9 protein-coding genes, 2 pseudogenes and 1 other annotated feature are annotated in these 12603 nt (G+C 60.3%); of the genes and pseudogenes, 5 read left to right on the forward strand and 6 right to left on the reverse strand.

The features are described from left to right. Positions 1-28 precede the first annotated feature (28 nt). The 5 genes from ACTXGA_RS13920 to ACTXGA_RS13940 all read right to left on the reverse strand — a co-directional run bounded on the left by ACTXGA_RS13920 (position 29) and on the right by ACTXGA_RS13940 (position 6427). On the reverse strand, positions 29-421 hold the full coding sequence (locus ACTXGA_RS13920; protein ID WP_443394589.1) for a VOC family protein: 393 nt from the start codon (positions 419-421) through the stop codon (positions 29-31). Further along, on the reverse strand, positions 418-1053 hold the full coding sequence (locus ACTXGA_RS13925) for a DUF2314 domain-containing protein (protein ID WP_443394591.1): 636 nt from the start codon (positions 1051-1053) through the stop codon (positions 418-420). Before ACTXGA_RS13925 ends, ACTXGA_RS13920 begins: the two co-directional genes overlap by 4 nt. Before the next feature lie 118 nt (positions 1054-1171). Continuing rightward, entirely contained in the window at positions 1172-1672 is a 501-nt protein-coding gene (locus tag ACTXGA_RS13930) for a DUF2314 domain-containing protein (protein WP_443394593.1), read from the reverse strand. Continuing rightward, positions 1669-5112, reverse strand: coding sequence for a pyruvate carboxylase (gene pyc, locus ACTXGA_RS13935; protein WP_443394595.1), 3444 nt, complete (start codon positions 5110-5112; stop codon positions 1669-1671). Before pyc ends, ACTXGA_RS13930 begins: the two co-directional genes overlap by 4 nt. Positions 5113-5293: 181 nt before the next feature. Next, a complete protein-coding gene (locus ACTXGA_RS13940) occupies positions 5294-6427 on the reverse strand; it encodes an alpha-hydroxy acid oxidase (protein WP_443394624.1) in 1134 nt (377 codons plus the stop codon). A 357-nt stretch (positions 6428-6784) separates the two neighbouring features. Between ACTXGA_RS13940 and ACTXGA_RS13945 the strand changes: the two genes are divergently transcribed. The 3 genes and pseudogenes from ACTXGA_RS13945 to ACTXGA_RS13955 form a co-directional block, all read left to right on the forward strand. Continuing rightward, entirely contained in the window at positions 6785-7468 is a 684-nt protein-coding gene (locus tag ACTXGA_RS13945) for a hypothetical protein (RefSeq protein ID WP_443394597.1), read from the forward strand. 264 nt (positions 7469-7732) lie between these two features. Next, positions 7733-8311: a transposase gene (locus ACTXGA_RS13950; protein ID WP_443394599.1), complete on the forward strand. Its 579-nt coding sequence runs from the start codon at positions 7733-7735 to the stop codon at positions 8309-8311. Positions 8312-8570: 259 nt separating this feature from the next. Next, a pseudogene (locus ACTXGA_RS13955) lies at positions 8571-8708 on the forward strand (IS5/IS1182 family transposase); the annotation flags it as partial. 229 nt (positions 8709-8937) lie between these two features. Here ACTXGA_RS13955 and ACTXGA_RS13960 read toward each other — a convergent pair. Beyond that, positions 8938-11838: a PAS domain S-box protein gene (locus ACTXGA_RS13960; RefSeq protein ID WP_443394600.1), complete on the reverse strand. Its 2901-nt coding sequence runs from the start codon at positions 11836-11838 to the stop codon at positions 8938-8940. 222 nt (positions 11839-12060) lie between these two features. Between ACTXGA_RS13960 and ACTXGA_RS13965 the strand changes: the two genes are divergently transcribed. After that, complete coding sequence (locus tag ACTXGA_RS13965) at positions 12061-12279, forward strand: hypothetical protein (RefSeq protein ID WP_443394602.1); 219 nt, start codon at positions 12061-12063, stop codon at positions 12277-12279. Further along, a pseudogene (locus tag ACTXGA_RS13970) lies at positions 12276-12439 on the forward strand (IS3 family transposase); the annotation flags it as partial. The gene ACTXGA_RS13965 and the pseudogene ACTXGA_RS13970, both read left to right, overlap by 4 nt. Continuing rightward, positions 12341-12437 (forward strand) — a sequence feature (AL1L pseudoknot). (Overlaps the previous pseudogene by 97 nt.) Positions 12440-12603: the final 164 nt, after the last annotated feature.

Here is a 12603-nt window from a genome sequence, read left to right on the forward strand (position 1 = left end):
GGCCGAGGGGCGTGTCGCGGGGCCAGGTTCAGGCCGGGCGGGCGAATTCGATCAGGTCCCAGCGATTGCCGAACGGGTCACAGAAAACGGCCACGGTGCCATAGGGCTCATGGCGCGGCGGCTCTTCGAAACTGACGCCAGCGGCGCTCAGCCGGGCATGGTCCCGCGCAAAATCATCCGTCTGCAGGAACAGCCAGACCCGACCGCCGCCCTGTTTGCCGATGAAAGCAGCCTGCTCCCCCTTGGCCTCGGCCAGCAGGAACGCGGTCTGCGCGCCTGTCGGGGCCACCCGGACCCAGCGTTTGCCGCCGCCAAGATCGGTGTCTTCGAGCAGGTCAAACCCCATCTGCCCAACGAAAAAGTCCAGCCCCGCCTCATAGGTGGGGACAAGGATCGACAGCAGGGCGAGATGCAGGCTCATTGCCAGATCGCCGGAACGGGACGCGGCACAAGGGTCGCACGCAACGCGCTGGCCAGCGGCTCTTCGATCCCTTTCAGGCGCGCGCGGGTGGTGAAATAGCCGTAATAGCGGCCATCCTCGGCCTGCACCGCCCAATCCGCGATCTCGGGGTTGAGGAAACTGATCCACGATCCCAACCGCTTGCCCGGCATGAAGCGCGGATGCCCGGCGATCCGGCCGCGATAGCCCTTGCCGTCCCGGCGGATATTGTCGACCCAGACAAATTCCACCGGCTTTCCGGGGGCGTTCACGAAGACCGCCACATAAAGCGCAAGCGATGGAGAGAACCGGCCACCGCTTTTTTCCGTTCCGGCCAGAGCGGCGGGCAGGGTGGCCCGTGCCGCCGAAAAGGCGCGGTTCAGCGCCGGGTCAGAGCTGCGCACCCGCAGCGTGGGCAAAACGCCCGGTGGCAGCGCGTCTTCGGGAATGATGTGGATCGGGCCGGGGTGGTCATACACCTGCGCCAGCGCCTCCTGCCGGGCCTCTTCCAACGCGTCGAGGCGCATCTGTTCCTGCGTCATCGTCTGCGCATGGGCGATGGGGGCCAGCGCGGCACAGGCGCAGAGCACGGCGATCACCCGTCTAAACAGCATGCGGGAATCCTTCCCAGAATCGGAATTGGCAGCGCTGCACAGCATAACCGCCCAAAGACCATGCGGCAACGTCGCGGTTTTTATCCGAAATTTCGCTTGTCCACAGGTGCGGACCGACTCAGCGCCAGGCCTCCGGCAGCGGGTCCGGTGTCAGCAGATCCTGCACGGCCTGCGCCTGTGCAGGCTCCAGCGTCTTCAACAGCACCCGCGTCGTGTAATGGCCGTACATCAATCCGCTGGTGTCCAGAACGCTCCAGTCGACGATCTGCGCCCGGTCGAACCGGACCGCATCGCCCAGCCGCGTGCCCTTGAGATAGGCCGGGGCATTGGCGACCGTTCCGGCATAGCGGCCATCCTCGATGCTCAACTGGTCAACCCAGAGCATCTCTTCTTCGATATCAAGGTGTTGGATGGGGATCTTTATCTTCAGGTTCAAGGCCGGGTGGATCCGCCCCTTGTCATCCGTCAACTGCGACAGGGCCAGGTCCAGCTGGGTGCGCGCCTCTTCCATGGCGGCGCGCATCCCGTCTTCATCGGCGGTAAAGGGCAGGCCCTGCGCAGGGGCCGCTGTCGCCAGCGCCCCCCACAGCAACAGGGTCAGGACCCGCGCCGCCGTCATTCCAGTTCGACCAGCAGGTCCTTGGCGTCGATCTGGCCGCCGGGTGTGACGTGGACGGCCTTGACGGTGCCATCGCGTTCGGCGTGCAGGCCGGTTTCCATCTTCATCGCTTCGATGGTCAGCAGCAGGTCGCCCACCTTGACCTCCTGCCCGACAGAGACCGCCACGGTCGCAACCACCCCCGGCATCGGCGCGCCGACGTGGTTCGGATTTCCCAGTTCCGCCTTGGGACGGGCGACGGTCTTGGCCTTGGCATCGCGGTTGGGCACGCGGATCGTCCGCGGCTGGCCGTTCAGCTCGAAGAAAACCTTCACGTCGCCGTCTTCTTGGGTTTCACCCACCGCCTGCAGGCGGATTTCCAGCGTCTTGCCCGGGTCGATCTCGGCGGTGATCTCCTCGCCCGGCTCCATGCCGTAAAAGAAGGTCCGCGTCGGCAAGGTGCGCACCGGGCCATAGGTCTCGTGCCGCGCCGCGTAGTCGGTAAAGACCTTGGGATACATCAGGTAGCCGTTCAGGTCCTCGTCATCGAACACCGTGTCTTCGAACTTGGCGGCCAGTTCCTTGCGCGCCACGTCGATGTCGATGGGCGCGGCCTTCAGGCCCGGGCGATCGGTGAACGGCCTTTCGTCCTTCAGGATCTTTTTCTGGATCTTCTTGGGCCATCCACCGGGAGGCTGGCCAAGGTTGCCCTTCATCATGTCGATGACTGAGTCGGGAAAGCTGACGTCCCGCTTCGGATCCTCGACATCGGCACGGGTCAGCCCCTGGCTGACCATCATCAGCGCCATGTCACCAACGACCTTGGAAGAGGGGGTCACCTTCACGATATCGCCGAACATCTGGTTCACATCGGCATAGGTCTGCGCCACCTCGTGCCAGCGTTCCTCAAGGCCAAGGCTGCGCGCCTGCGCCTTGAGGTTGGTGAACTGGCCGCCCGGCATCTCGTGCAGGTAGACCTCGGAGGCGGGCGCCTGCATGCCGGATTCAAAGGCGGCGTACTGGCCGCGCACGGCCTCCCAGTAATTGCTGATCTCGCGGATGGCCGCGATGTCCAGCCCGGTGTCACGCTCGGTGAACCGCAGGCCCTCGACGATAGAGCCCAGCGTCGGCTGCGAGGTGTTGCCCGACAGCGCGTCCATCGCCCCGTCAACCGCATCCACACCCGCGCGCACGGCCTCCATGATGGTAGCGATTGCCGCACCAGAGGTGTCATGCGTGTGGAAGTGGATCGGCAGGCCGACCTCTTCCTTGAGGGTCTTGATCAGCTGCGCCGCGGCGTTGGGCTTCAACAGGCCCGCCATGTCCTTGAGGCCAAGGATGTGAGAGCCCGCATCGCGCAGCTCCTTGCCCATGGCGACATAGTATTTCAGGTCATACTTGGCGCGGTCCGGGTCCAGCACGTCGCCGGTGTAACAGACCGTGCCTTCCAGCACCTTGCCGGTTTCCAGCACCGCGTCCATCGCCACGCGCATGTTCTCGACCCAGTTGAGCGAGTCGAAGACGCGGAACACATCGACACCGGTTTCCGCCGCCTGTTTGACAAAGAACTGCACCACGTTGTCGGGGTAGTTGGTATAGCCCACCCCGTTGGCACCGCGCAGCAGCATCTGCGTCATCAGGTTGGGCATCGCGGCGCGCAGGTCGCGCAACCGCTGCCAGGGGCATTCCTGCAGGAACCGGTAGGCCACGTCAAAGGTGGCGCCACCCCAGCATTCGACGCTGAACAGCTGCGGCAGCTTGTGGGCGTAGGCGGGCGCCACCTTGATCATGTCATGGCTGCGCATCCGCGTCGCCAACAGCGACTGGTGGCCGTCGCGCATGGTGGTGTCGGTGATCAGCACCTGTTTCTGCGCCGCCAGCCAATCGGCCACCGCCTGGGGGCCTTTTTCGTCCAGCAGGTTTTTCGTCCCCGGCGGCGGTGTCTCCAGCGGCACCTTGGGCGCGCGGGCCGGTTTCAGGTCCGGGTGCGGCATCGCGCGGCCCTGCACCTCGGGGTGGCCGTTCACGGTGATGTCTGCGATATAGGTCAGCACCTTGGTGCCGCGGTCTCGCCGCTTCTGAAAGTTGAACAGCTCCGGCGTCGTATCGATGAACTTCGTCGTGTACTGGTTGTTCAGGAAAGTCGGATGTTTCAGCAGGTTGATCACGAACTCGATGTTCGTGGTCACACCCCGGATGCGGAATTCGCGCAGGGCGCGGTCCATGCGGCGGATCGCCTGTTCCGGGGTCGGCGCCTTGGCCGTGACCTTGACCAGCAGCGAATCGTAAAAGCGGGTGATGACGCCGCCCGCGTAGGCCGTGCCGCCGTCCAGACGGATGCCCATGCCGGTGGCAGAGCGGAACGCGGTGATGCGACCGTAATCGGGGATGAAGTTGTTCGACGGATCCTCTGTGGTGATCCGGGTCTGCAGCGCATGGCCGTTCAGGCGAATGTCGTACTGGCTGGCCTTGCCGGTGGCTTCGGCAAGTGATTTGCCCTCGGCGATCAGGATCTGCGCCTGCACGATGTCGATGCCGGTCACTTCCTCTGTGACGGTGTGCTCCACCTGCACGCGCGGGTTCACTTCGATGAAGTAGAACTTGCCCGAATCCATATCCATCAGGAATTCGACGGTGCCGGCGCATTCATAATTCACATGGGCACAGATCTTGCGGCCCAACTCACACAACTCTTCGCGCTGCGCCTCCGAGAGATAGGGGGCAGGCGCCCGTTCCACGACCTTCTGGTTTCGCCGCTGGACCGAGCAGTCGCGTTCGTAAAGGTGATAGATGTTGCCCATCTTGTCGCCAAGGATCTGCACCTCGACGTGGCGAGCCCGCAGGATCATCTTCTCCAGATAACCCTCACCGTTGCCAAAGGCGGCCTCGGCTTCGCGTCGGCCTTCCATCACCTTGTCCTTCAGCTCTTTCGGGCCTTCGATCGGGCGCATGCCCCGGCCGCCGCCCCCCCATGAGGCCTTGAGCATCAGGGGATAGCCGATCTCCTCGGCCTCCTTGGCGATGGCGTCGAAATCGTCGCCCAGCACCTCGGTCGCCGGGATCACCGGAACGCCGGCCTTGATCGCCACCTTGCGGGCGCTGGCCTTGTCGCCAAGGGCGCGCATGGTTTCCGCCTTTGGCCCGATGAAGGTGATGCCCGCGGCCACGCAGGCATCCACGAAATCGGGGTTTTCCGACAGCAGGCCATAGCCCGGGTGAATCGCGTCCGCGCCCGAGGCCTTGGCGACACGGATGATTTCCTCGATGGAGAGATAGGCCTGAACCGGACCCAGACCCTCGCCGATGCGGTAAGCCTCGTCCGCCTTGAAGCGGTGCAGCCCCAGCTTGTCTTCTTCGGCGAAGACGGCGACCGTCTTCTTTCCCATCTCGTTCGCCGCCCGCATGATGCGGATTGCAATCTCGCCCCGGTTCGCAACCAGGATCTTTTCGAAATCAGCCATGTGTCGAGGGTCCTTCTCCGGCACAGATGCGCGATTTTTTCGCAATATTGTTACTTTGATGCCGTGCCGCGCCGCAGCGCAAGGGGTATTTGCAAATTATTCGGGAGAGAGGGTCGCGTTTGCAAAGTTTGAATAGAGAGCGTTCTTCGGTGCCCGGGATTCTGCAACGCGGCAAGCCTGTTCAGACCTCTGCCATTCCGCGCAGATCGACAGGACGCGACACGCCAAGCTGGCCGATGTTGGCCACCAGATCGCGGCGCAGCATCTCGATCAGATGCTCCGGTCCGCGGGGCCCCAGCGCGCAGACCGCGTAATGCCAGGCCCGCCCCATCATGACGAAATCCGCCCCCAGCGCCATGGCCCGCAGGATGTCCAGCCCGCCTTCGATGCCGCTGTCAAAGATCACCGGCAGGCTTGTTGCCGCACGGACCTGCGGCAGGTAATCGGCGGCCCCCCGCGCCCCGTCGAACTGCCGCCCGCCGTGATTCGAGACCCAGACCGCATCAACGCCCTCGGCCTCCAGCTTTGCGGCGTCCTCGGCCCGCAGCACCCCCTTGACCACCAGCGGCCCGGTCCAATGGGCGCGCAGCCAGCGCAGGTAATCCCAATCCGGCGCGGTGCGCAGCAGATAGCCGATGTGCTCTGTCGGGTCCCGGCTGGCCGTATCCTGCGTGTAGCGGTCCAGCGTCTTCATCCGTGGCATCCCGGCCTGCACCCGCGCCAGGGACCAGGCAGGCCGCAGCGCACATTGCAGCGCGATGCGCGGCGTCAGGCGCGGCGGCTGCACCAGCCCGCCTTTCACCTGCCGTTCCCGGCGCGAGGCGACCGGCACATCCACCGTCAGCACCAGCACGTGAAACCCGCTGGCCTTTGCCCGCGCCAGCATATCTTTGCGCATCTCGGGATCGCGCGGCGGATACATCTGAAACCAGCCCTTGCCCCCCGTTTCCGGGCCAACCTCCTCCGGCGTCGCATTGGCCACGGTGGACAGGGAATAGGGCAGGCCAGCCCGCGTGGCGGCACGCGCCAGCATCCGCTCGGCCCCCGGCCACAGCAGTCCGGACTGGCCCACCGGGGCCACGCCAAAGGGCAGGGGGTGCGTCTCGCCGAACAGCGTGGTCGAGAAATCGGGGGCAACCTCGCCATCCAGGATGGACGGGGTGAACAACACCCGATCCAGCGCCGCGCGGTTGCGCCGGGCCGTCGATTCCGTTCCCGTCGCAGTGTCGAGATAGGCCCAGGCAAACCGCGGCACCCGGCGTCGGGCGGCGCGGCGCAGATCGGCGATGGTCATGTAACGGGCATGCAGGCTCATCCCGGCATAGGATCGGGTCGAGGCGGAATTGTCCACGGCCCTTGGCATTCCCAAGCGCTATCAGGGATCGTTGTCCGCAGGGCCCCGGCATTACAGGACGCTTCCGGCGCTGGCTCCCGGGAGCAGGCATAGAACAGAGCCTCAGGGTCGCCGAGGGCACGGGCAACTATCTGAAATAAAATAAATTAACGCTTTCTTCAGGAAAGAGTTAACAAATCGTTAATCCGTGTCCATCGTGAACTGATTGAATTGCAGCATTCTTAAAAGGAGCTTTCGATGCCGCGAATTCCATTGGTCCCGGGCTGTGCCGCAATACTGATTTCACTATTTGCTTTCGTGGCGGATGAGGCTGCGGCGGTGACATTCACGCACACGGGGGGCGGCGAATACTGGCTGTCGGGGCAGGCGGCGTGGGATTTCGAGATGACGGTGACCAATGTCGACAACGGACCCGATGACAGCGTGGGGAACACCGGAAGCGCACGGGTGCTGTCAAGTTACACCGGTCTCTACCAAAAGGATCGGTTCGGGCCGGGCTGGGACAAATGGAGCTTTTGGTTCGATCAGCTTGTTTTCATGGATCCCGCGAGCCGTCTGGAAAAGGACGTGCCACTGTTCGCCGGGACCGATTGGTCGTGGACGGATCTCTACAACAACACTGATCATGGGTGCGGATTGGTCATCAATCATTGCACCGGCGCTCTTTCGGTCGCCAATGGCTGGCGTCTAGTTGACGCAAGCCTCCATGCCTATTCCGTTGTAATACCGTTCATCTCTTCGGACGGGCTTGGCTGGGATGGCGCACGCGTGACAGATTTCACCTTCACCGAGGAAATGATTTTCGAATCCATCGGGGAACCGGGCCGATATGCGTTTCTGACGGCGGAAGGCAGCGGCACTGCTGTGCCGCTGCTTGTAGGCGGGCCTGTCTCGGCACCTTCCCCGGTCCCGCTGCCCCCGGCATTGCCGCTGCTTTCGATGGCTGCACTGCCTTTGCTGGCCCTGCGTCGGCGCAAGCGCAGCACCGACAAGGACGTTTGACCGCCACTTGTTAGGCTCTGTCACACGCGGTCCTGTAATTCCTAACAAGGAAAAAGAAACTTCATACGCGTGGAGCGGGGTGACGTCCCGGCCGACCATGCGGTTTGTGGCGACCAAGAGCGCCGAGCAACAAGGTCAGGCGATGGTGCTGAAGACCCGTGATTTGCTAACCGGGCAACGAACCCAAACGATCAACGCGTTACGAGGGCATCTGGCGGAGCACGGAATTGTCGCTCCGAAGAGGGCCCTGAGCACCTGCCTCGGTTGGAATGGGATGTGATTGAGCACGCAGAAGGCTTGCTGTTCGAAGTGGCCGGCCTTTGTCAGATGTTCTTCGATCTGATCGCCGAGTTGAGCGCACGCATTGACGCACTGACCCGACAGCTCCGCCAGATTGCCCGGCAGAACGATGTTGCCCGCAGGCTGATGACCATGCCGGGGATCGGCCCGGTTACGGCGGTATCGATTGCCGTGCTTGCTGCGCCGCCGGAGATGTTCTCCAAGGGGCGCGACTTTGCAGCCTGGATCGGGTTGACGCTGCGCCAGCATTCAACCGGCGGCAGGATACGGCTGGGCAATATATCAAAGATGGGGCAACGCGACCTGCGACTGTTGCTGATCATCGGCGCCATGTCAGCGATCCAGGGCGCACAAAAGCGCGGTGATGCGGCGGAGGGGTCATGGCTGGCCCGCATGTTGGCGCGCAAACCCAAGATGCTGGTTGCTGTCGCACTGGCAAACAAAATGGCGCGGACGGCCTGGCGATCATGGCTCATGGCGGCGTCTACGAGACCCCAGCCAACGCCTGAGCGCGAGGCTGGGCTGGGGATGCGGTGGTTCTGAACGGAGGTCATGGCAAAGCGTCGACGAGATCAGGAATGGGTAAACCAGTAATGTCCCGAGTAGCTTGCACTACGGCCTCTCGTTTTGGACCCGTTCCTCGAACTCACCACGAGGGCCCGCGACGTTGAAGGTCGCAACCAGAGGCCGGATACACGAAGGAACTCGACCGCATCGCCTGTGACAAAGCCAAAGAAAACACTTGCAACCCCGGGGCGTCCATACACGGAACATTGCTGCGCAATGCCCTGCCGGGCAGTGGATGCTCTGTATGAAACTGCTGGGCCTGCGGCTCACGGCACGGGACTTCGATCGTCAGGTCGCGGCGGTCCAGATCCACATCGCCGTCTTGAATGGAAACACCGCGCTCGGCATCCCTGTCACAGAGGCCGTGGGATAGGTCCGACTGGGGAAAGGGGAAGCCTGCCGGTCACCAGATTTGTGCAATAGAGCACCAAGTCGATGAACCCTAAGTCCGCATCGGGGTCCTAAACGGCTACGCCGCGCTTGGAATACCCGTCACGGAAGCCGCTGGAAAAGTCCGCCCGGGGAAAGGGGAAATCCGACCATCAGCCAATCTGTGCAATCGAGCCCGACTGGTCGACCAATCGATATTGTATACATGGTCGTCATTCGTTGGGTGCGCGCTTTGACAACAAGCGAGAGACAGCAGAAAGAAGTTCTGCCTTCGGAACTGGCTTCATTATTCGAAGATCCTCTGGCCGAAGACCGTTTCCATGAACTGTTGCTTCGGCGGCGTAGCCGGACAAGAAAATGAACGGAATTTCCATCTGATCTTTACGTATCAACTTCGCCAACTGAGTGCCTTGCAGTTCTCCTGGCATGACTATGTCGGTCACGACCAGATCGAAGTTGCTGTCATTCTGAAATAGTTTGTATGCATCATCTCCAGAAGGCGCCGAAACCACTGTATAATTGGCCCGCTTTAGTATGGTACGCAACATAGCCCGAACTCCATCATCGTCTTCGACCAACAGTATCCGGGCGGAATTTGTTTGTTCGACTTGTTTTTCGATTTCGGGGGTAAACACCCGACCAGAGCCATGATGTTCGGCGGAGAAATAAAGCTTGAACGTCGTGCCAACGCCGATTTCGGAATAAACTTGCACCGTACCGCCAGATTGTTTGACGAATCCTTGCACCATCGACAGCCCAAGCCCCGAACCCGAGCCAGGTGGCTTGGTTGTGTAGAAAGGTTCAAAAATCTGAGCCATAGTCTCTGCGTCCATTCCGGAACCGGTATCGCTAACCGCCAACATTACGTATCGGCCTGGAGGGAGTTCTTCTTTTCGACTGTCGATATATGCCTCGTCTATTCGAGTATTCGCGGTTTCAATGGTGAGTTTGCCGTGACCGCCCATGGCGTCACGGGCGTTCAAGATCAGGTTAAGCAGGCTGCTTTCGATCAAGCTTTGGTCCAAACGGGTCGGCCATAAGCCTGCGAGTAGCGATGTCTCAACTTGGATCGATTCAGGCAAGGCTCGACGCATCCAGTTCTGGGCTTGCCTTGCTACATCGTTTAGATCAACGATTTCGGGCTCAAGTTGAGTCTTGCGCGCAAACGCTAGCAGGCTTCGGGAAAGATCAGCCCCGCGTTGGCTTGCCCTTATTCCCGCGTCAGCCATTTCGATCAATACTTCATCGTCGATCTGTTCGCGGAGAAGCTCAAGGTTGCCCATAATGATCGCAAGAAGGTTGTTGAAGTCGTGCGCGACGCCGCCGGTCAATTGTCCAATGCTCTCGTTTTTCTGTGCCCGGTGAGCCAATGAGGTTTGGAGCTCGGCTTCTTCTTGGGCGACCACTACGCCGGTTATGTCCATTAGAATGCCAAATACACGGTATCCGCCATTTGGCTGTGCGACCGCCCGTACGACATGCTCGACCCAATGAGTTCTGCCGTCAGGCAATTCAATTTTTTCCCTGTGGGACTGCTGAGATCCAGTAGTGATAGACCGTCGAATTGCTGCGGATACCAAGTCTTCGTTACTTGAGTTTCCCGTCTCCAGGATTAGTTTGGGATTCAATCGGAATTCATCTTGACTGCGGCCTGTCAGGTCCAAGCACTTCGGGCTAACGTAGACCAAATCAGTCATATCGTCGTCTTTCCAGGTCACTTCGTAAATTGCGCCAGGTACGTTGTCAGCGATTGCCGCGATGTGTTCCAATGCGTTCGCGCGATCCTTTTGGGCCGTTACGACATCAGTCACATCTATATGCAATCCGATATTGTTCTTGGCGCCATTGGAAACCGTTGTATCTTGTTTCCAAAAAGACCGCATATATCGTTGTCTGCCGTCGGGCCAAAGAGCACGAAAAAAATGACTTCCTTGTGTTTCGCGACTATTGATGGAATCCGAGATGAATTTTTGCATACCAGGTTGATCGTCTGGATGCACCCTGAGCCGCGCGAAGTCGCCCGGTTCGATGCTTGTATCGGCATCGAAACCATAGAGCTTTAAGAAACTGTTGTCATAGGTTAATGTTTTCTTTGCCCCATCGTATCGGAATACACCTATGCCGCACCTCTCGAAAACCAATTGGAGTTGTTGCATGAGTGCGTGGTTTTCCAGAAATACCCTTTCTAGTTCCTGGCTCTGGCGCATACGTGCCGTGACATCCTTGGCAGTTCCCTTGTAGCCGACAAAATCGCCATTGGTGTCAAACCTCGGTACGCCTGCCAACTCTGCATAGTATTCTTTCCCATCCGGATGCGTCGCCCGTACTACATAGTCGTATAGCCGTTTGTGTTCGGCTATCCGCGCCTGCAAGTACTCCCATCCTCCATCTTGTGGTGACAGGAGCGGAACTTCCCACAGTTTCTGCCCCACGTACTCAGCGGGGATCTGCCCGTCTAAAGCTTCGGGGCCTTCGACCATGGTGAACGTGAAGTCTGCATCAGTTTGCCAATACCAGTCCGTTGCCAGTTCGGTGTAGATTTTCAGTCGATCTTCTTGTTCGGTAGCAGAAGCCTCAGCCGCGAGCCGTTCCTGGTGCTCCATAGTCAATGAAACCAGGCCAGTCACAGCGACGGCAAAGTCGATTTCTGGGCGGGTCCATTGCCGAGTTGTATTGATGTGCTCAATGCAAACAACGCCAGCAAGCCCTCCGAACGTGCGGATGGGACAATCTAGCATGGCCGCGATGTTGTTCTTTGGCAGATACTCCTTCGCGAGTTCCACGCAGCGGGAGTCATTCATCGCATCGGAGATTTCCAAAACGTAATCTGTCGCGACCGCGTCAAGATATGTCCGAGCCTGATCCTGCGTCAGCCATCCCTCGCTTTTGACTTCTCCGGTAATACTGTCGAAGAGACACAGCAGTCGTAGTGCGTCCCCACCTTCTTCAAATGCCCAGATCCCAACGCGAGGCGCTGCCAGCATGTTGGACAACGTTCGACAAAAAAAAGTCAGTGCTTCATGGAAATCTAGACGGCTGAACTCCCGTTCGGTCACAAGCTGCCTGATAACCTCATCGTACGATGAATTGCCCCTTGTCTGATCGTTAGTCATCCTAGCAAGCCTCAATTGTTCCAGATGCGTAGACGACCAACTATCAAGCTGCCTTGTGACGTCCTGTAGGCCGATTCAACCATTCATTCCATGGTTTAGGCCTGCACCAAAAGAGTAAACATCTGAAGTCTCAGGCCAAGCCTGAACTCGGTCCACGGATTGGCAGATCTGAACCGCGCCCGGTTCGCCGGAGGCTCCAGTTCCTGAGTAGGATGGAGCATCATGAGCAAGACCACGAACAAGTTTTCCCCGGAAGTGCGTGAGCACGCCATGCGGATGGTTTTCGACGGCGAAGGCCAGCATGGTTCTCGCTGGCAGGCGATCACGTCGATCGCAGCGCAGATCGGCTGTTCGGCGAACACGCTGAACGACTGGAGCAGGGGAGCCGAAGTCGACTGCGGCAAGCGCGCAGGAATCCCAGCGACATGTCCGAGAGGATGAAGTCGCTCGAGCGGGAGAGCCGCGAACTGCGCCAGGCTAACGAGATCCTTCGCAAAGCCTCGGCGTATTTTGCGATGGCGGAGCTCGACCGCCGGTCGCAGTGATGGTGGATTTCATTGAAGCGCATCGTGAAGCGCATGGGGGCTGCTCTGCCCCCTGAAAACTGATTCTGTGGCGGCGATGCGCATCTCGATTAATTCCCCCTCGTCCAGCACGCCAAGTGATGGCCGAATCGGGCTACGGCATCTAGTTAAAAGGGTGCAAAGTCTGCGACCATTATTGTGCACGAGGGGCGGTGGAAGAGTATGAGTGTGACGGGTCGGG

The organism is Antarctobacter jejuensis (genome assembly GCF_052266595.1).
In the GTDB taxonomy this organism is placed as follows: Bacteria; Pseudomonadota; Alphaproteobacteria; order Rhodobacterales; family Rhodobacteraceae; genus Antarctobacter; species Antarctobacter jejuensis.

What these genes read in the sequence shown, in the direction of transcription:
- ACTXGA_RS13965 (WP_443394602.1), top strand. Translation starts at nt 12,061, where the DNA reads ATGAGCAAGACCACGAACAAGTTTTCCCCGGAAGTGCGTGAGCACGCC.
- ACTXGA_RS13925 (WP_443394591.1), bottom strand. Translation starts at nt 1,053, where the DNA reads ATGCTGTTTAGACGGGTGATCGCCGTGCTCTGCGCCTGTGCCGCGCTG.
- ACTXGA_RS13920 (WP_443394589.1), bottom strand. Translation starts at nt 421, where the DNA reads ATGAGCCTGCATCTCGCCCTGCTGTCGATCCTTGTCCCCACCTATGAG.
- ACTXGA_RS13960 (WP_443394600.1), bottom strand. Translation starts at nt 11,838, where the DNA reads ATGACTAACGATCAGACAAGGGGCAATTCATCGTACGATGAGGTTATC.
- ACTXGA_RS13930 (WP_443394593.1), bottom strand. Translation starts at nt 1,672, where the DNA reads ATGACGGCGGCGCGGGTCCTGACCCTGTTGCTGTGGGGGGCGCTGGCG.
- pyc (WP_443394595.1), bottom strand. Translation starts at nt 5,112, where the DNA reads ATGGCTGATTTCGAAAAGATCCTGGTTGCGAACCGGGGCGAGATTGCA.
- ACTXGA_RS13940 (WP_443394624.1), bottom strand. Translation starts at nt 6,427, where the DNA reads ATGAGCCTGCATGCCCGTTACATGACCATCGCCGATCTGCGCCGCGCC.